Origin of the sequence: Kribbella sp. NPDC049584, assembly GCF_040675555.1 — a bacterium.
Lineage (GTDB): Bacteria > Actinomycetota > Actinomycetes > Propionibacteriales > Kribbellaceae > Kribbella.
On sequence record NZ_JBFAPF010000003.1, the window covers coordinates 606636 to 626519 of the forward strand.

Below are 19884 nucleotides of genomic sequence, written 5' to 3' on the forward strand. Positions count from 1 at the left end.
GCAAGTGTCAAGACTTCATCGACCGAGCCGTCGAGGCGACCAAGCCGTCGAGCCGACCAGGGAACGAGGTGCACAGTGCCCGCCACACTGCGCGAGGTAGCCGAGAGGGCCGGCGTCTCGGTCCGGACGGTGTCGAACGTCGTCAACGACTTCCCCCAGGTCGCGCCGGACACGCGCGCCCGGGTGCAGCAGGCGCTCGACGACCTCGGCTACCAGCCCAACGCCGTCGCCCGGACGCTGCGGCGCGGACGGTCGGGCCTGATCGCGCTGGTCCTGCCGGAGCTCGACGTGCCGTACTTCGCCGAGCTGACCCGCGCCGTGATCGAGCAGGCGGCCACCGCCGGGTACACGGTCGTCGTGGACCAGACCGACGGCGATCCGGTGCGCGAGCAGGAGCTGGTGATGCGCGGCAACCGGGCCGCGATGTTCGACGGGCTGATCTTCAACCCGCTGGCGTTGGGCGGTGCCGACCTGCGCGACCGGCCGTCCTCGACACCGGTGGTCCTGCTCGGTGAGCGCGTAGTACAGGGCGGCCTCGACCACATCATGATCGACAACGTCGCCGCCGCCGAGCTCGCGACCCGGCATCTGATCGACCTCGGCCGGCAGCGCATCGCCGCGATCGGCGACCAGTTCGACGAGACCCGCCAGACCGGTCAGCTCCGGACCCAGGGGTACACGGCGGCTCTTCGTACTGCGGGGATGGAGCTGGTGCCCGAGCTGATCCGTCCGACGGAGTTCTTCCACCGGGCCGACGGCGCTGCCGCGATGGCCGAGCTGCTCGCGCTGCCCGAGCCGCCCGACGCGGTCTTCTGCTACAACGACCTGCTCGCGCTCGGCGCCCTGCGGACCTGCCTCAGCCGCGGACTCCGCGTTCCCGAGGACATCGCCCTGATCGGCTTCGACGATATCGAGGACGGGCGCTACAGCACTCCCAGCCTCACCACGATCCGCCCGGACAAGGCCCAGATCGCCAAGCACGCCGTACAACTGCTCCTGAACCGCCTGGCCGGCGACGAGTCTCCCCCGACGGAAATCGCCGCGGACTACGACCTCGTGATCCGCGAGAGCACCCGCTAGTTCGCCGCCGTCTCCTGGATCGGGATCCGGCGAAAGCCTGACGGCCGAGCATTGACCTTCCCCGGGCTGAGGAGGAACGTCGAACGTGGCTGATGCGTGAGCACCAGGGGGATCGAAAGCATTGCCACAAGGGGGAATCATGGCCAGGAAGTTGTTCGAAGACAGCGTCGTACCGCTGCCACCCGATGACGGACTCGCGGCGAACGGGCTGGTCGTCCAGGCCGCGACAGCGCGGAACGCGAGCGAGACGATGGACGTCATGTTCTCGCTCGCGCTGCCGGAGGCGGACCAGCAGAGTCTGGAGGACGCGGTCGCGCGCGGGGACGTCGTACCGGCCGATCAGCTCGGCGCGCTGAAGCCGTCGGACAAGCAACGCGCCAAGCTGGAGCAGTGGCTGGACGCACACGGGTTCGCGATCGACCACGTGTCCGACGACGGGACCAGCATCTACACCACGTCGACCGTCGACAATCTGTCCAAGCAGTTGCAGGTCGACATGGTCCAGGTGACCAAGGACGGCATCACGTTCACCGCTGCCCGCAACGCGCCCAGCCTGCCGTCGACCGTCGGTGACGGCGTCCGGGCGATCATCGGCCTGCAGCCGTTCCGGCGCGCCAACAAGCATTTCCGCGCGGTTCCGGGGCCGGCGGTCCCGGCCGCACAGGCGGTCAACGTGCCGAACTCGCCGCCGTACCTCGTCTCCGAGATCCTCAGCGCGTACGGCGCGAGCGGCCTCGAGGTGGACGGTACGGGGCAGACGATCGCGATCCTCATCGACACGGCGCCGAAGACGTCCGACATCACGACGTTCTGGAAGGTCAACGGGCTGAGCACCAGGACGAGCCGGGTGAAGAAGATCAATGTCGGCGGCGGGGCGCTGCCGGCGACCTCGGGCGAGGAGACGCTCGACGTCGCCTGGTCGAGCGGGATCGCACCGGGCGCCAAGATCCGCGTGTACGCGAGCGGATCGCTCTCGTTCGTCGCGCTGGACCGCGCGCTCGACCGGATCATCGCCGATCTCCCGAGCAATCCGGGCCTTCGGCAACTATCGATCAGCCTCGGTCTCGGCGAGACGTTCATGGGCGGCCCGCAGGGCGAGGTCGCGACCCAGCACGCGAAGTTCCTGCGGCTCGCGGCAGCCGGGGTCAACGTGTTCGTGTCGAGCGGCGACGCGGGTTCGAACCCGGATCTGACCGGGCACGGTTCGCACGGTCCGTTGCAGGCGGAGTTCGAGTCGTCGGACACCGCGGTGGTCGGGGTCGGCGGCACGTCGCTGCACCTGACGGACCAGGGCACGGCGTCCGCCGAGACCGGGTGGCCCGGAAGCGGCGGCGGGACGAGCATCTTCTTCCGTCGGCCGGCCTGGCAGACCGGTCCCGGCGTACCCAAGGGAAAGATGCGGCTGGTGCCGGACGTGAGTCTCGTGGCCGATCCCGGCACGGGGGCGTTCCTGGTTCTGAACGGCCTGCAGCTGCCGCACGGCGTCGGCGGCACGAGCTGGAGCGCCCCGGTGTGGGCGGGCTTCTGTGCCCTGATCAACGAAGCCCGGATCAAAGCCGGCCAGGAGCCGCTCGGCTTCCTGAATCCACAGCTCTACCCGCTGGCCGGCGGCCCGTGCTTCCGCGACATCACCGCCGGCACGAACGGAGCGTTCACGGCGGCCGCCGGCTACGACCAGGTCACCGGCATCGGAGTCCCCGATGTCGCCGAACTGATCAAGGCCCTGACCGCCTAGCCACCTCGCTGATCGAACGCTAGAGGAAGGTTGACAGCAGCAACGTCATGGCCAGGCCGACCACCGAGATCAGCGTCTCCATCACCGACCAGGTTTTGATGGTCTCGCCAACGGTCATACCGAAGTACTCCTTGACCAGCCAGAAGCCGGCGTCGTTGACGTGCGAGAAGAACAGCGAGCCGGCGCCGATGGCGAGCACGACGAGAGCGATGTGCGTCGAGTTCTCGCCGACGGCCAGGGGTGCGACGATGCCGGCGGCGGTCACGGTGGCGACCGTTGCGGAACCGGTGGCCAGCCGGATCAGTACGGCGACGATCCAGCCGAGCAGGAGCGCGGACAGGTTCGCGGCGATCGCGATCTTCGCGATCGCCGTCCCCGCGCCGCCGTCCACCAGGACCTGCTTGAACCCACCGCCGGCGCCGACGATCAACATCACCCCGGCGATCGGCATCAGGCTGATGCCGATCTTCTTGCTCAGGACCGGGATACCGAAGCCGATCGCCGTACCGAAGGTGTACATCGCCAGCAGTACCGCGAACAGCAGCGCGACCACCGGGTCACCGATGAACTGCAGCACCGGATAGAGCGCGTTGTCCTTGCTCATCCACACGTCCGACGCGGCCTTGAGCAGCATCAGTACGACGGGACTCAGCACGGTCACGATCGTCCAGGTGAAGCTCGGGGTCCCCGTCCGCTGAGCCTGCTCGGTAGCAACCTCGACTCCGCCCGGACCGGTCGGCGACGCACCCGACCCGCCCGGCTCCACATCCTGCGCGCCGCCCGTGACCTCCAGCCCGGCACCGGCCGCGCCGATCGGCACCCAGCGAGCAGCAATCTGCCCGAACAGCGGCCCGGCGATGACAACAGCCGGGATCGCCACCAACAGCCCCAGGGCCAGCGTGATGCCCACGTTGCCGTGCAGTACGCCGATCGCGGCCAGCGGTCCCGGGTGCGGCGGGACGAACCCGTGCAGCACCGACAGGCCCGCGAGGGCCGGAATGGCGAGCAACATCGCCTTCGCACCCGTCCGCCGGATCGCCAGCACGACCACGGGAACCAGCAGCACCAGTCCGATCTCGAAGAACATCGGGATGCCGATGATCGTGGCGATCAGCGCCATCTTCCACGGGAGCACCGAGCGTTTGCCGCGCAGCAGGGTGTCCACGACCTGATCGGCGCCGCCGGAGTCCGCCAGCAACTTGCCGACCATGGCGCCGAGCGCGATCAGCACACCGACGTACCCGAGGACGCTGCCGACGCCGTTCTCGTACGACTTCGTCACGGCACCGGCCGGGATGCCGGATGCCAGCCCGACGAACAGGGCCCCGATCGTCAGCGCGAGGAACGCATGGACTTTCAGCCCCACGATCAGCGCGACGATGATGCCGATCCCGATCACGGCGACGATCAGCACCCGGGTGTCGTGCCCGTTCCACGGCGCGTTCACATCGGCGCTCGCCGCCAAGGGAAGTGCGGTGACTGCATCTGTCAGACCCATAGCTTCACGCTCCTCCAGACCAACCCCCTCCCGCAGTCTCCCACCGCGTCCCCACCGAAACCCCCCAACGGCGCGCCGCCCACCTCACCGGAACAGGTCTAGGCCTTTTCCGAGGAGGACGGTGGACAGGACGGCCAGCAGAACGACGGTGATCGTGTTCAGGTTCGCCAGCAGCCAAGCCTCCACCGACCTGAGGCTCCGCGCCGACTGCGACGGGCCGACCAGTACGACGGCCAGCAGCGGTCCGATCACCGTTGTCGAGGCCGCGACCACGAAGATCACCACCGCGACGATCGACTGCGACGTACCGAGATCGGCGCCGCCCAGCAGGCTGCCCGCGCTCAGTACGAGCGGAAGGTTCTTCACGTTCGCCAGCGCCGCCGCGGCCCCGGCGAGCAGGAGCCCCGGCGCGGACAGAGTCGCCATCCGGTCGACGATCGCCGGCCGCGGCGGAGACGCCCCGGGCTCCGGTCGCTTCCGCCAGTACCGGACAGCCAGGATTCCGAACAGTACGCCGACCGCCAGCTGCAGTACGTCGACTCCGTCGCGCGCGGACTCCTCGTGACCTTCCGCGGCCGTGTCGGTCAGCCACGCGACGAGCCCGACCGCGATCACCAGTGCACCGGCCCATCCGGCAGCGAAGCACAGCCCGGCGCGAACCGGCCGGTCGGACAGCAGCACGAGCACGATGCAGATCATCGGGATCGGACTCAGCGCAATGGCCATCGCCTGCGGCAGGACCGCCCCGATGACGGGCCACACGTTCTCAGTGCCCGTCCGCCGGCGGCGGGACCTGCAGGACTTCGACGATGCTGATGCCGAGCATGTCCAGGTGGTTCAGGATGCCGGCCAAGGCCGCCTGGTCGTCGAGGTACCCGTGCAGGACGGTCTGCGGGGGCTCGGTATCAGCGGTCATCGACGGGAACGCGTCGGTCAGGTCGCGCGACAAAGTCCCCTTCACCCGGATGACGTAGTGGCCCATAGGACGCCCCTTTCACGGCCGTCACTTAGGACTTTGCTGCCGTCGTGGGCAACTCGGCTCCCCCGGATCGGGGGATGGTGGTTGTTCGCACGGTCAGCAGGCTGGGAGATGTGGCCGAGTCTGCTCCCCCGGCAGTACCAACTCCTCGAGCTGCTCGGCGGAAGATCCCGAAACTCCTGGTGCAACTGGCCCGGATCGTCGTCATCGCCGTGGTGGCCTGGCTTCTGCTGCGGTTGTTGCGTGGCATCGACTGGGCCGAGGTCGGCTACGCCCTCACCCATCTGAGTGCATGGCAGATCGCGGTCCTGCTGGTCGTGATCCTGATCCGCCGTGCGGTCCTGGCCGCCCCGCTGGCGCTGCTCATCGCCGGTCTCAGCTACCTGAAAGCGATGATCAGCGATGTCGCGGCAGCCTCCATCGCCACGATCGCGCCCTCCCCCGGCGACGTCGTACTGCGACTCGCGATGCTCCGCTCCTGGGGTATCGACAACACCGAGGCCGCAGCGGGCCTGACGCTCGGTACGACGCTGTTCTACATCGCCCGCCTCGCCGCACCGGTGATGGGCTTCGGGATCTTCTGGGTGACGCGTGACTTCTACGCGCCGTTCGCCTGGGCGGCACTGATATTCGGCGTGACAGCCGTCGTTCTGCTCGTCGGCCTGCTGTACGCGCTGCGGGCCGCGCGGACGGCGGCAACGATCGGGCGTCTGCTCGGACGGCTGATCCAGCGCGTGCGGCCGTCGAGCCCGGGTCCGGATGTGTGGGAGGAGCGACTCGTGGCGTTCCAGTCGCACAGCGCGGACCGGATGCGGCAGCGCGGGTGGCTGGCGTTTCTCAGCCAGCTGCTGCTGATCGGCGTCGAAGCGGGTGTGCTCGTTCTGTGCCAGGGGTTCGTGGGCGTGAAGCTGGACGGGCCCACCGTGATCGTCATGTTCTGCAGCTTCATGGTGCTCTATCCCCTGACCGGGCTGCCGCTGATGGGCGCGGGCGTACTGGACGCGACCTACGCGGCCTTCGTGTCGGACCACACTGCCGTCGACGCGACCGACCTGGTCGCGGGACTGCTCGTGTGGCGGGTCGCCATCCAGTTGCTGCCGGTTGTCGTCGGGCTGCTGATCATCGCGGTGTGGCGGCGGTTCACCTGGAACGGGTGACCCGGGCAGGAACCGTTGACCCACACCCTGGTCGCATGACGCTGCGCGGGACGCTGGTGTTCGCTGTGGCCGGCGCCCTGTACGTCGGACTGTTCGTCGGACTGGCCCAACCCGCCGCGGCGGCTGTCTCGCCCGAGGACACGGCGGCACAAACACTCGCTGATCGCTACGCCCCCGTCGTCCGGCTGCAGAAGCTCGGGACGAGCTGCGACAGCGGCGAACAGTTCCAGCCGACCGACGTCAACGCGGTACTGGGTGACCAGCAGGTTGCGTTGCGCGGCCCGTGGCGACCGCCCGACCTGGTCAAGACGCAGCCCGAGGGTACGGATCTCGGCCGCGGATACCCGGGTCACTTCCTCGACTTCCCCGGCGATCCGTTGCGCCCGGGGTGCGACTACGCCGAGTGGTCTGCGCGCATCAACAGCACGCATCCCGCGACCGTCTACGCTCACGTCGCCGGCGATCCGGCGTACCCGGGGAAGCTGTCCCTGGAGTATTGGTTCTTCTACATCTTCAACGACTACAACAACACGCATGAAGGCGACTGGGAGTCGGTCCAGCTCATCTTCGACGCGGTCACGCCGGAGGCTGCATTGGCCACGCAGCCGACGGCGATCGGGTTCAGCCAGCACGGCGGCGCGGAGCGGGCCCGGTGGGGTGACACCAAGCTCGAGATCGTCGACGGCACGCATCCGGTCGTCTATCCGGCAGCGGGTTCGCATGCCAATAAATACGGCCAACGTCTGTACCTGGGTCGCGGCTCGGAGGGTCTCGGCTGCGACGACACGACCAGGCCTGCGACCGAGCTCAGACCGCAGGTCGCCTACGTGCCGATGGCGCGCGCTGATTACCTGAAGGAGTACCCCTGGCTGGCGTTCGAGGGCCGCTGGGGCGAACGGCAGCGTTCGTTCTTCGACGGCCCGACCGGCCCCAACCAGAAGGACTCCTGGGTGCGGCCGATCCAGGATGCCGAGGCGACGTGGCGTGACGACAGCACGATCGTGCCCGCCGGCCGGGTGCTCGGGCCGAGCGGCACCGGCGTCTTCTGTACGGCGGTCCGTGCCGGATCGAACCTGCTCCGCGAGACCCTCGATCGGATCTGGCTGCTCGTCCTGATCCTGGCCGCGCTCGTCGCAGTGATCTGGTTCGCCGCGAGCCGGACCCGCTGGAGTGACGCCGCGCCGTTGCCCGCAAGAAGGCGGCGCGCGTGGGGACAGACGGTGGCGTCGGCGCTCCAGCTGTTCCGGCGACGCCCCGCGCTGTTCGGAGCATTCGCGGGGACGTTCGTCGTACTGGGTCTGGCCACGCTTCTGCTGGCCGACCTTCAGGCGGCCCGGCGCGATTCACCGGCCGATCTGGGCGCGCCGACCGAGAACGCGACCGGCTTCTGGGCCTCCTTGCTCGCGCTCGCGATCACGATCCTCACCGCCGCGACGTACGTCGCACTCCTGGCCGCGGTCACCTCGACGCTCGACCGACTCGACCGGGATGCCCCGGTATCGGCCGCACTCACCTGGCGTGACGTACGCGCGCGTGCCCGGCCGCTGGCCGCCGTGTCGGTGCGGTACTTCGTGATCATCGCCGTACTCACGATCATCGTCGCGACGATCCCGCTGGCCATCTACTACGCGGCAAGCCGCGCGTTCGCGATACCCGCCGTGATGGCCGAACGGGTCTCGGCGAGTGCAGCGCTGAAACGCAGCCGGCTCCTGGTCAAGGGCCGATGGTGGCGAACCGCCTGGCCGCTGGCGATCATCGTCGGCCTCGGCCTGTCGATCGGACCGATCGCCGGGATCATCCTGCTGCTCGCGACCGATCTGCAGCCGGGGCTGATCAACGTGGTGTCCTCGCTGCTGTTCGCGGTGGCGATGCCGCTCGTCGCAGCCGCCGTCGTCTACCTGTACTTCGACCGCACGGTCGCCACCGCGGAGTCGCCCGGATCAGGTGACCTCCCGGAGCCGGACCGTACCTATTCTCGGCAAGGGAGGTAGGCAATGTCCCAGGCTGACGGCGGACCGCAACAGCCCGCGGTGAAGCGCGGCCCGAACCGGCTCTTGATCACCGCAATCGTGGAGGGCGTGATCGTCGCCGCGCTGGTCGCCACGCTGATCATCGTCAGCATCCGCCGCAGCGGAGACACCGCCACCGCGTCGTCAGCCGGTGGCGGTGGCGGTGGAAATGGCGGTGCCGGTACGGCGATGTGTGCCGCGATCCCGGTCGCGAATCAGGTCCTGCCGTCGATCGTCACGATCTCGGCGAGCAGCGGCGCCGCGGCCGGCACCGGCTCGGGGCAGGTGTTCCGGGACGGCGGCTACATCCTCACGAACGACCACGTCATCTCACCGGCGGCCACCGGCGGCGCGATCTCCGTCCGGTACAGCGACGGTCACAGCGCTGCGGCGACGATCGTCGGGCGCGATCCGAGTACCGATCTCGCCGTACTGAAGGCTGCTGACGAGGCGAAGGGGTACCCGGTGATCGGCGTCGGCTCGTCGGCGAATCTGCAGGTCGGCCAGCCGGTGGTCGCGCTCGGTGCTCCGCTCGGTCTCGCGAGCACGGTGACGTCGGGGATTGTCAGCGCGCTCGACCGGTACGTGCCGGTGCCGGGTGACACGGTGACGCACCACTTGATCGGCGCGATCCAGACCGACGCCGCGATCAACCCCGGCAACAGCGGCGGTGCGCTGGTCGACTGCGCCGGGAAGCTGGTCGGGGTGAACGCCGCGATCGCCACCGTCCCGAACGCGTCGGGCGTCAGTGGTGGCGGAAGCGTAGGTCTCGGCTTCGCGATTCCGATCGATCTCGCGAATCCGATCGCCGATGAGCTGATCCGGACCGGGAAACCCGGGCACCCGACCACCGGGCTGCAGGTCCAGGAGATTCCCCCCGCGCTCGCTCAGGCGTCGGGGAGCCCGAGTGGTCTCTTCGTTCTCGCGGCGACCGGTCCGGGCGCCGCGGCCGGTCTGAAGGCAGGCGACGTCATCACCAAGGTCGACGGTCAACCGGCCGTCAGCAGCGAACAGATCGTGGTCGCCACGCTGACGCGCAAGGTCGGCGACACCGTCGAACTGACCTACGTGCGTGCAGGCGCCTCAGCGACTGCCACTCTGAAGCTCGCCGCGCCCTAAGAGCCGGGGGCTAGGTGACCGGCGGCACAGGTTGGGAGGCCAGTAGATCGAGTCCCAGTTGCCGTGCCAGGAATTGCGCGGCCAACTGCCCCTGCACACTGTTGCCCGCCCGGTCCAGCCGCGGCGCGAACGTGCCCAACGCACCCTTGCCGGGTGAGACCGTCACGATGCCGCCGCCGATCCCGCTCTTCCCCGGTACGCCGACGTCGAGCAACCAGTCACCAGAGGTCTCGTACAACCCGGCGATCGCCATCACCACCAACGTCACCCGAGCGACATCCGCGTCGACCACGCGTTCCTGCGTCAGCGGGCAGACCCCGCCATCCGCCAGCGTCGCACCCATCACCGCCAGGTCTGTCGCCGCAACGCTCAAACAGCTCTGCCGGGTGTAGAGCTCGGTCGCCTCGGCCGCATCACCGGCCAGGCCGCCCATGCTCTGCAGCAGAGCCGCCAGGGCGCGGTTGCGATGGTTCGTGGCCAACGCCGACGCCAGCACCTCGACGTCGAGCTCGAGCCGGCGACCCGCGAAGCGCGACAACCCGTCAACGATGAACTGCCACCGATGCTCCAGCGAACTGCCCGGCGTCAAGCTGGTCGTCGCGATCGCCCCCGGATTCACCATCGGGTTGGTCCGCCCGGAGGGCGACCGTTCGACCGCCTGCACGGAGTTGAACGGCAGACCGGTCGCGTTGACCCCGACCAACTCGCGGATGGCGTCGACACCGACCGCCTGGCACATCAGCGCGAACACGAACGGCTTCGCGACGCTCATGATCGTGAACGGCTGCCGCGTGTCCCCCGCCTCGAACAGGCGCCCGTTCGTCGCGACGACACAGATCCCGAACATGTCCGGATCAACCCGGGCCAGCGCCGGGTACACATCGGACACCGTCCCTTCGCCGACAGCGCGGTACAACTCGTAGGTCACCCGGACCAGATCGTCGACGGTCGATGTATCGGGCAGGCCGCCCGTCGAGATGTACCTGGTGGCCGGCACCTCAGAACGACCAGACCAGCGGGACGATGATGATTGCTGTCAGCAACCACCACGCCATCACGACCAGGCCGAGCTTCCAGTAGTCGCCGAACCGGTAGCCCGCCGGACTCATGATCATCATGTTCGCGGGCGTCGAGATCGGGGTCAAGAGCGAAGCGGCACCGGCGACCGCGATCAGCATCAGCACCGGTTTGACGTTCGTCCCGGTGCCCTCGGCCGCCGCGACCGCGATCGGCGCCACGATCAGCACCGTCGCGGTATTGCTGACCATCTGGCCGAGCGCGGCGGTGACCAGGAAGAGTGCCAGCAGCAACAGGTACGGACGGCCCGGCCCGACCGCGTCGATGATCAGGTCGGCGATCCGGTCCGCGCCGCCACTCGACTGGATCGCCCCCGACAACGGGATCAGCGAACCGATGAGGATCACGATCTGCCAGGAGATCGCCCGATAGGCCTGACTCGGACCGACCACCCGCGTCAGCACCATCGCCGTCGCCGCCAGCAGACCGGCCATTGCCGGCGGCACCGCTCCGGTCGCGAGCAGCACGACCATCGCCGCGAGGATCGCGACGGCGACCGACGCCTTCGGCCCCCACGGCACGGCTTGGCGCCGTACCAGCTCCGGCGAGTCGACGAGCAGGATGTCCCGGTCCCGGTTGAGCTCCTCGAGCGTCTCCCACGGGCCGTGCACGAGCAGCGCGTCGCCCTCGGCCAGTTGGGTGTGCCGGTTGCCGCGGTCCTTGCCCATCCGCTGGACGGCGATGATCACCAGGTCGTGACCGCGATGCATCCCCGGGAACACCGTCTCGCCGACGAGTGCCGACCGCGGCGGGATGACCGCCTCGACCACGCCGGAGTCGCGGGTCAGCAGATCGTCGACCGGTGTCATGCTCACCGCGAGCAGATTGTCGACAACCAGATCGCTGACTTTCTCCGACGGCCCGGTCACCACCAGCACGTCGCCCGCGTCGATCGCCGCGTCCGTGCGGTTGTGCCCCTGTCCGTCCTGCACGCCGACGATCGCAACCCCGGGGTACGGCGTGAGGTCGATCTCGTGCACGCTCTGCCCGAGGAAGGGCGACAGGTCACGTACCTGCAAGCGGTAGAAGCCGTCCCGCAGCGCGTAGTGAACGTCCAGCGTCCGGGCATGCACGGCGAGGTCGGCCTCCTGGTGCGTGGGCCGGCTGGACGGCAGGAGCTTCGGACCGAGCAGCACCGAGATCGCGATCGTGCCGATCACCAGCGGCACGCCGACCACCGCGAACGAGAAGAACTGGAACTGCCCCGCACCGGCATCTCTGGCCGCCTCCGACACGATGATGTTCACCGGTGTCCCGGTCAGCATCAGCAACGATCCCGCACTGCCGGCGAACGTGAGCGGCATCAGCATCTGTGACGGCGGTTGCCCGATCCGGATCGCGAGCATGACCACGAGCGGGAGCAGCGCCGCCACGGATCCGTTGAGCGTGATCAGGGCAGAGAGCACCGCACACAACGCGGTGACGGCGATCAGCAGCCGGGTGCGCGTGGTGCCGGCGTACCGGACGATGGTCTGGCCGGCCCACGCGGTCACGCCCGTCGAGTCGACGCCCTCGCTCACCACGAACAAGGTGGCGATGAAGATCACCACCGGGTCGCCGAAGCCCGCGATGACGTCGGTGAAGCCCAGCACGCCCGTCGCCCACAAGGACAGGGCGACGAGCACCGCGACGACATCGACGGGCAGCCTGTTCCACACGAACAGTACGACGGCCGCTCCGAGGATGATCAGGCTGAGGGTGCCGTCATCCATCTCTTGTCCCGACCGGCTAGCCGAGGTGAACCGGAGCGGACGGACCCCACGGAATCCCGATCAGGTACCAGGCGACGTAGAACAACGTCCACGCGACCAGCACGATCCCGGTGTACGGCAGCATCATCGACACCACCGTGCCCATACCGGCCTTCTTCCGGTACCGCTGGCAGACAAGCACGATGAACGGCAGGTACACCATCAGCGGAGTGATCACGTTCGCCGGACCGTCCCCGACCCGGTACGCCGCGATCACGGTCTGCGGCGCGATGCCGAGCCGGTAGAACAGCGGGATGAAGATCGGCGCCAGGATCGCCCACTTCGGGATCACCCCGGGCATGATGATGTCGATGACGAAGACCAGCAGGATGAAGCCGATCAGCAACGGCAACGCCCCGATGTCAGCGCGCTCGAGCAGGTCGGCCAGGCCGGTCGCGGCCAGCTTCGACATGTTCGAGTAGTTGAAGTAGGCAATGAACTGCGCGATCAGCAGCATCAGGAAGATCAGTCCGCCGAGCCCGTTGAACGTCTTCACGATCGCGTTGATCACGTTCGTGCTGCCGGTCAATGACTTCGCGCCCCGGCCGTAGCCGAGACCCGCGGCGAGGAACAGCATCGAGATGATGAAGAGCAGGCTGCTCATGAACGGCGAGGACCCGAAGATCTCGCCGGTGTCCGGGTTGCGCAGCGGAGCGTTGGGGATGAAGGTCAGTGCCGACACGATCGCGGCCGCGACGAGCAGATAGTAGACCGACCACCGCAGCCCGCGGGACTCCAGTCGCATCTCCTCGTCGGTCGGCTCGTGGTCGGCCGGAGCGTCGGGCGGCGCCTCGGCCGGGTCGTACTTGCCCAGCCGCGGCTCGAGCAGGCGCTCGGTGATGACCGTCATCACCGCGGCGCAGAACAGGGTCGCGGCGATGCTGAAGTACAAATTGTGCGTGACGTTCAGGTGGACGTCGGGAGAGACCAGCTTGATCGTCTCGTTGGTGACCTCGGTGATGATGCCGTCGGCCGGAGTGATCAGGATGTTGACGAAGAACGCCGCGCTGACCCCGGCGTACGCGGCCGCGATGCCGGCCAGCGGATGCCGCCCGAGGGAGGCGAACGCCGCCGCGCCGAGTGGTATCAGAACCAGATAACCCGCGTCCGACGCGACGCTCGAGATACCGCCGAGCAGCACGATGATGAACGTGATCGCCCCCTTGGGCGCGACTTTCACCATCTTCCGGATGAGCGCGGCGATCAGCCCCGCTTCCTCGGCCACGCCGACCCCGATCATCGCGACCAGGATCACCGCGACCACACCGAAGTCGTTGAAGTTCTGCACCGCCGTGGTGAAGATGAACCGGATGCCGTCCCCGGTCAGCAGGCTCTCGGCGGTGATGGTCTCGTGCTTGACCGTGTAGTCCGGGATCGCCGGGGCGGGCGGTGCATCGTTGCCGGCGACACTGGTGCCGCCCTCGTACTCGGGTGCGACCTGGACGGTGGCCGGCTCGGCGACCTCGGTGGTCACGCTCGTCCCGGCCCAGGACAGGATCGCCGACAGCACGATCACCAGGACGATCAGCGCCAGGAAGATCAGCGCCGGGTGCGGGACCTTGTTGCCGACGCGCTCGATGCCGTCGAGGACGCGCTGCATCCCGCCCTTCTTCACCGGCTGCTCGTCCGGGACCGCCTTCGCGTTCATGCCGCTCCGTCCTTCGGGGCCGCGAATTTCAGTGCGAACTCGATCAGCAGCTTGGTGCCGAAGCCGGTCGCGCCCTTGTTCCGCCACGTCCGCGGCGCCGGGGCTTGCGCCGTACCGGCGATGTCGAGATGGGCCCAAGGTTTGCCGTCGACGAACTCCTCGAGGAACAGACCGGCGGTGATCGAACCGGCGTTGATCCCGCCCATGTTCGTCAGGTCCGCGATCGTCGAGTCGAGCTGAGATCGGTACGACCGATGCAGCGGCAACTCCCACACCGGCTCGTCCACGGCGTCACCGGCGTTCCGTAGTTGCTCGACAACAGCGGAGTTGTTGCCCATCACGCCCGCGACCTCGACGCCGAACGTCCGCAGGCAGGCGCCGGTCAGCGTCGCGATGTCGACGATGGCGTCGACGGGTTCCTCGGTCGCCAGCGCCAGCGCGTCGGCCATCACCAGACGCCCTTCCGCGTCGGTGTTGAGCACCTCGACCGTGGTGCCGTTGCGCATCGTCAGCACGTCGCCGAGCTTCATCGCCGACCCGGACGGCATGTTGTCGGTACACATCAGGTAGCCGGTCACAGCCGCCGTACACCCGAGGTCGCGCAGTGCCGTCATCGATGCGAGTACGGCGGCCGCGCCCGTCATGTCGTTCTTCATCTGGGCGTGCGACTCGTCGCTCGGCTTCAGGCTGATGCCACCCGAGTCGTACATGACTCCCTTGCCGACCAACGCGATCCGGCCGGTCGGATCGGCCGGTCGGTACCGCAACCGGACCATGCGGGGCGGCTCGACGCTGCCCCGGTTGACACCGAGCAGTCCACCGCATCCCATCGCGATCAGCTGGTCCTTGTCGAAGACCTCGACGTCCAGACCCGACGCCCCGCCCACCTCGACAGCGACCTCGGCCATCCGTACGGCGGACAGCGTCGTCGCCGGGCAGTTCGCCAGGTCGCGGCCGAGAGCGCACGCGGCCGCGACGATCCGGCCGCGCTCGACGCCGGCCTCGGCCGCTGCGGTGTCCTCGTCGGAGGCGACAATCAGCAGCGATTCCAGCGTGGGTTGCTCGGCGCCGCGGCCGACGAAGTACCGCCAGCGGGCCAGCAGCACGCCTTCGGTCACGGCCTGAGCGAAGTCGGCGACCGAGACCCCGAAGTTCGCCTGGTCCCCGGTCGGGACCTCGATCGCGAGCTTGCGGTGCCACGGAACGGCGCGCGCGAACTCGGCGGCCAGATCGCGGACGAGGGTCGGATCGGACTCGCCGCGGTTGCCGATCCCGACCGCGACCCGGACGGGACCGTCGGCACGCGGCAGAACCAGCGTCTGACCGCGCTGACCGGTGAAGCCGGCCGACTCGAGACCGGCCAGGTCGGTCCCCAGTTCCTCCGGGGGTTCGACGCCGGCAGCGACGGGCACGGCGAGCGCGTCCGCCTCGTCCGCGGCCTGCTTGAGCGAGACGACGGCGACCCGCACCTGGTACCGGGTCGAAGGAATCGGATCGAAGTCGCGTGGGGTCGTGTTCACGAAACCCTCCTCAGTACCTCAGTGCGGACCGGGATCAGCTCTGCAGGGCCTGGATGAGCTCTTCCTCGCGTTCCTTGGTCAGGTTCGTCTGGATGACCGTCGGGTTGAACGGCTTCAGCGCGTCGACGACGCGATCGACGGTCGCCGACTTGGCCAGCAGGAACACCGCGGCGTGGCCGTCCTGCAACTCCTGCCCGACGTGCTTGATCAGGTCGTCGTTGATGCCGACATCGGTGAGCTTGCCGGCCACCGCTCCGGACGCCGCGCCGACGGCGAAGCCGGCGAGCGGGTTGAGGAAGATGAGTCCGATCAGCGTTCCCCACAGTGCGCCGCTCGCGGCGCCGGCCCCGGTCAGGTTGATGGACTGCTGGATACGGACCTTGCCCTTGGCGTCCTTGTAGGCGTACGCCGCGTCCTCACGTTGCAGCAGTTGCTGCTTGGCCAGATCGTCGGTCAGTGCGATGACGCGTTCGGCGTCCTCACGACTGTCCAGACCGAGAACCACCAGATGGGTCATACGAACTCCTCGATGGCAGGCGCGTCCCTGTGCCGCGCCGGACGCCTCATCCCATCAAACCGGGCCCGCCGCCGGCCTCCACCGATTAGGGTGAACCCGTGTCCTCGTGCCGCGCGAGGAACGCGGACAACGGGCCGGGCAGCTCGGCGGGACGTTCACCCCAGTCGTAGACGACCGTGGTACCGGCGATCAGGTCGTGCAGCGCACGATGCTCGCGCTGGAACACGATCGACACGAAACCCAGTCCGAACAGTACGACGCTGAGCGGGAAGCCGACGACCCACCGCAGGGCCTGTCCCGGGTGGATCGGACCGCCGTCGGAGCGCACGACCCGGAGGCCGATGGTGCCCTGGCCCGGTGTGCGGCCCGCGACCGCCAGGAACCCGAAGGCGTAGGAGAACGCGAAGACTGCCAACGCGATCGTTGCCGGGAGGGCATGTCGTACTTCAACACCCCAGAACGAGGTGGTCAGCAGGTTCACGCCGGCCAGGCCGATCGTGAAGGTCGTCGCGATGAGCAGGATGTCGAGCGCGGTGGCCGTCGCCCTGGTCACGACGCCGGCGTATTCGCCCGTGACGGTTCGGGACCGTGGCGCGGGCTCTCGGCGGAGCAGGCGGGTGATGCCGCGGTTGAGGATGGCGTCGAGGCCGGCGAGTTGCCGACGGACAGCGTCGAGGAGCGAGCCCGCCAGGCGCGTCTGGCTCTCGACCACGACCTGGGGCAGACCGGACCGCCGGACCAGACGCTCGATATCGACCCGTTCCAGCAAGCGTTCGACATCGACACGGTCGATCAAGCGGTCGATGTCGATGCGATCCAGGACGAGGTTGAGGTCGACATGTTCCAGCAGGAGGTTGAGATCGACGCGCTCCAAGAGCTGGTTCAGATCGACGCGGGCCAGGGCGCGGTTGAGGTCGACGCGGTCGACCAACGCGTCCACGTCGACGTGGGACAGCACCAGGTCCGGTTGGACGGTTTCGACGACCCGCTCGGTGACCTTGCCGGCCAGCCGTCCCAGAACCCCGCCGGGACGGGAATTCACCCGCTCCAGGTGATCCACGACTACAGCAGCCCGACGGTACGGGCGGTCCGCAGGGCGGCGGATCGCTTGTCCACACCGAGCTTGCGGTAGAGCGAAATCAGGTGGGTCTTGACCGTGTTCTCGGTGATGAACAGGGCCTGCGCAACCTCGGCGTACGAGCTGCCGAGCGCGAGCTGGTCGAGCACCTCGGCCTCGCGGGCCGTCAGCCGGATCCGGGCGCCGTTCACGACAGCGTCGAGCCGGCGCGGCGGCGGGGCGTTCGCGTCCGGCCTCGTCCGTCCCAGTGGGGTCATCCCGCCGGCCTGGCTCCATCCGGCCCGGTAGTCGGACAGCTTCTCGAGCGCGGCGGCCGCGAACGGGTGCGGATTCGGACCGGTGAGATGTCTGCGCAGCCGGTCCAGGAAGGCGGGCTCGTCGCCGGCCGACGCCAGCACTTGCAGCATGCGTTGCGGCGTGACGCGGTTCAGGGTGTCGACCAGTGCGGCCTCGGCGGCCGGCTCGTCGCCGGTCCGGTCCAGCAGAACGGTCCGGAACGAGGCGGCGGCCGAGGCCAGCGGGGGATAGATGTCGGGGTGTTCGAGGCCGGCGTCGAGCAGCTTCAATGCGGTCGGGGCGTCCTCCTGGACCATGGACGTCATGGCCCGGATGAGCTCGGCCTCGGTTGCGTTGCCGGTGCGCTCGAGCACCGTCAGCTGCGCGTCGACCGTGGTCATGTCGCCGAGCAACGTCGCCAGCCAGGACCGCAGTAACGCCAGGTCCCGCGAGAGGTACGTCGGCAGCGGGCCTGCGGCCACCGGGTCATCGGTGAGCTCGGTCAAGGCCTCCCCCAGACGACCTTGCTCGACGAGGAGAACCGCACGCAACATCGCCCGCAGACCAGCGACCACCGTGTCGGATCCGGCCACATCGGCGGCCGCGACCTGTTGGAGGTACGCGCACGCGGTGTCCACCTCCAGCTCGCTCACCGCTGCGAATCCGAGCACGATCTGCGCTCGTACCGCGTACTCCGGGGGAAGGCCGCGCTCTCCCCCGACGTCGATTGCGGCCTGGGCCGATTGGGCCGCGCTCCGGACCTGGCCGCGCACATGCTGAACGACCGCCCGGTGGGCAAGGCCACCTGCGATGAGCTGCCGGTGGCCCGCCATCCGCGCGGTCACGAGTGCCTCGTCCAGATGACTGAGCGCCGCGTCCAGCTCGTCGGCCCAGGTCTCCGCCGCCGCGAGCTCGATCAGCAACCAGGCCAGCCGCTCGGGCCCGAGTACCGCGCGCGTCAGCAAGGACCTGGCCCGTTCGATCGCCACGTGCACGTCATGCCAGCCGTAGCGCGACTCCCACAACCGCAGCAGTACTGCGTCCGCCTCCACCTCTGGGGTCGACTCGGTCGCCGGCTCATCAGCCAAAGCCGCATCTTGTACGGCGCCGGCCACGTCTCCCGTGACTCGGCGCAGCAGTCCCCGGACACCGAAGAGGTGATGATGCTGGTCGATGTACCCGGCCGGGAGCGAGTCGAAGGCGGCCTCGACCAGGTCGGCCTCGCCCGCAGCGAGGAGCGCCGGCCCGTGACCGAGCAGGATCCGCTCGACCAGCTCGACGTCCTCGGCGTCCAAGGCGCTGCGTAGCGCGGCCTCGCCGTCGCCGTGACTCTCGTAGTACAAGGCCGAACGGTGGTGCGCGCTGACGACGAGCTGCCGGTCCTCGGCATTCGTCGCGATCCGCCGGCGAAGCAGCTCGACCAGGAGCGGGTGGTAGCGGTAGAGCGGGCTGCTCCAGCGGTCGTTGGCTGCCTCGTCGGCGTACGCCGTGACCAGGAGACCGCTACCCGCGAGATCCTCGAGCATCGAGCCGGCCTCGCTGTCGCCACTCAGTACGGCGGCCAACTGGCCTGTCAGCGAAGTGGCCGCGAAGGTGCTGAGGAGCATCGCCAGCACCCGTTCGTCGAGCGTGTTCAGTGTCTCGCCGAGCAGCAGGTCGAGCACCGGCCGCTGGTTGGCGAGCGGCCAGACGACATCACCGGACGCCTGCAGCGTTCGAGCGGCGAGTACGAGCGCGGCGGCCCAGCCGGCCGTCTTCTCCTGGACCAGCGTGATGTCGTCCGCGGTCGCGTGCACGGCATGCGCCTGCACCAGCTCGGTCGCCTCGGCGTCGTTGAACCGCAGGTCCCGCGAGCGCAAGGTCAGCGCCATCCCCCGGACCTCGAGTTCCGAGACCGGCAGCGGCAGGTCGTACCGGGTGGCGAGCAACAGCCGGAGCGCGTGCGGCGCCTCCTGCAGAACGCGGGCCAAGGCGGCGACGGTTGAGGCGGGCAACAAATGGGCGTCGTCGACGACGATCGGGTCCAGCATCTGGGAGCCCTCGGCGCCGTCCACCCGCTCCAGGAATCCCTGCAGCGAGCCGGGAGTATGCCCGGGCACCCACACCACCGGCTCTCCGGCCCGTCGCCGGCGCGTCACCCAGTCCGACAGCAGCACCGTCTTACCGGTGCCGGCCGGTGCGATCACCATGGTCAGCGGCGAAGCGACGCCCAGATCAAGCGCTGAATGCAGCCGCTCGCGGGTCACGAGTGTCAGGGGCGGTCGCGGCGTCTTGCCATCGGCCGACCTCCGGAATGCGTCGCGCTCCCGATCGAGCCCCGGGCTCGTCACGCGCGTCACCCCTCCCCTGGGCGGGCGTGCTATGTCCGATCCTTGGTCCCCACTCCTCCTACATGCTTCGGAAATCGAGACTAACCGGTTCGGCTCGATTGCGGCAGGGG

The 19884-nt window shown here is 68.8% G+C and carries 15 protein-coding genes; 5 read left to right on the plus strand and 10 right to left on the minus strand.

What is annotated here, in order from left to right:
* Positions 1-75: 75 nt before the first annotated feature.
* Both AB0J62_RS14690 and AB0J62_RS14695 read left to right on the plus strand, forming a co-directional pair.
* Complete coding sequence (locus AB0J62_RS14690; protein WP_363869517.1) at positions 76-1080, plus strand: LacI family DNA-binding transcriptional regulator; 1005 nt, start codon at positions 76-78, stop codon at positions 1078-1080.
* A gap of 139 nt (positions 1081-1219) precedes the next feature.
* Positions 1220-2815, plus strand: a complete 1596-nt coding sequence (locus AB0J62_RS14695; protein WP_363869520.1) for a S53 family peptidase — start codon at positions 1220-1222, stop codon at positions 2813-2815.
* A 19-nt stretch (positions 2816-2834) separates the two neighbouring features.
* Here the strand turns inward: AB0J62_RS14695 and AB0J62_RS14700 are convergent, their stop codons facing one another.
* The 3 genes from AB0J62_RS14700 to AB0J62_RS14710 form a co-directional block, all read right to left on the minus strand.
* Positions 2835-4313: a gluconate:H+ symporter gene (locus tag AB0J62_RS14700; protein WP_363869523.1), complete on the minus strand. Its 1479-nt coding sequence runs from the start codon at positions 4311-4313 to the stop codon at positions 2835-2837.
* 84 nt (positions 4314-4397) lie between these two features.
* Positions 4398-5075: a GAP family protein gene (locus tag AB0J62_RS14705; protein ID WP_363869526.1), complete on the minus strand. Its 678-nt coding sequence runs from the start codon at positions 5073-5075 to the stop codon at positions 4398-4400.
* A 4-nt stretch (positions 5076-5079) separates the two neighbouring features.
* Positions 5080-5295: a hypothetical protein gene (locus tag AB0J62_RS14710; RefSeq protein ID WP_363869529.1), complete on the minus strand. Its 216-nt coding sequence runs from the start codon at positions 5293-5295 to the stop codon at positions 5080-5082.
* 74 nt (positions 5296-5369) lie between these two features.
* Here AB0J62_RS14710 and AB0J62_RS14715 point away from each other — a divergent pair, with 74 nt between their 5' ends.
* Genes AB0J62_RS14715 through AB0J62_RS14725 form a run of 3 tightly spaced genes read left to right on the plus strand, consistent with a single transcriptional unit; the run spans position 5370 to position 9577 of the window.
* Positions 5370-6449 (plus strand): lysylphosphatidylglycerol synthase domain-containing protein, encoded by a 1080-nt coding sequence (locus AB0J62_RS14715; protein ID WP_363869532.1) that lies wholly within the window; start codon positions 5370-5372, stop codon positions 6447-6449.
* A 35-nt stretch (positions 6450-6484) separates the two neighbouring features.
* Positions 6485-8440 carry a hypothetical protein gene (locus AB0J62_RS14720; RefSeq protein ID WP_363869535.1) on the plus strand — a complete coding sequence of 652 codons (1956 nt, stop codon included), beginning with the start codon at positions 6485-6487 and terminating at the stop codon, positions 8438-8440.
* 3 nt (positions 8441-8443) lie between these two features.
* The gene (locus AB0J62_RS14725) at positions 8444-9577 is read left to right on the plus strand and encodes a trypsin-like peptidase domain-containing protein (protein ID WP_363869538.1); all 1134 of its coding nucleotides are present in this window, start codon (positions 8444-8446) and stop codon (positions 9575-9577) included.
* A gap of 10 nt (positions 9578-9587) precedes the next feature.
* On the opposite strand, the gene glsA is transcribed toward AB0J62_RS14725, so the two are convergent.
* The 7 genes from glsA to AB0J62_RS14760 form a co-directional block, all read right to left on the minus strand.
* The gene (glsA, locus tag AB0J62_RS14730) at positions 9588-10574 is read right to left on the minus strand and encodes a glutaminase A (protein ID WP_363869541.1); all 987 of its coding nucleotides are present in this window, start codon (positions 10572-10574) and stop codon (positions 9588-9590) included.
* A 1-nt stretch (position 10575) separates the two neighbouring features.
* Positions 10576-12366, minus strand: a complete 1791-nt coding sequence (locus AB0J62_RS14735; protein ID WP_363869544.1) for an SLC13 family permease — start codon at positions 12364-12366, stop codon at positions 10576-10578.
* Positions 12367-12382: 16 nt separating this feature from the next.
* Positions 12383-14053, minus strand: a complete 1671-nt coding sequence (locus tag AB0J62_RS14740) for an AbgT family transporter (RefSeq protein WP_363869547.1) — start codon at positions 14051-14053, stop codon at positions 12383-12385.
* Entirely contained in the window at positions 14050-15573 is a 1524-nt protein-coding gene (locus AB0J62_RS14745) for a leucyl aminopeptidase (RefSeq protein WP_363869550.1), read from the minus strand. Before AB0J62_RS14745 ends, AB0J62_RS14740 begins: the two co-directional genes overlap by 4 nt.
* Before the next feature lie 34 nt (positions 15574-15607).
* Positions 15608-16090, minus strand: a complete 483-nt coding sequence (locus AB0J62_RS14750; protein ID WP_363869553.1) for a DUF1269 domain-containing protein — start codon at positions 16088-16090, stop codon at positions 15608-15610.
* A gap of 85 nt (positions 16091-16175) precedes the next feature.
* A complete protein-coding gene (locus AB0J62_RS14755) occupies positions 16176-17132 on the minus strand; it encodes an RDD family protein (protein WP_363869556.1) in 957 nt (318 codons plus the stop codon).
* Positions 17133-17152: 20 nt separating this feature from the next.
* Positions 17153-19774, minus strand: a complete 2622-nt coding sequence (locus tag AB0J62_RS14760; RefSeq protein ID WP_363869559.1) for a LuxR C-terminal-related transcriptional regulator — start codon at positions 19772-19774, stop codon at positions 17153-17155.
* Between the last annotated feature and the right edge of the window lie 110 nt (positions 19775-19884).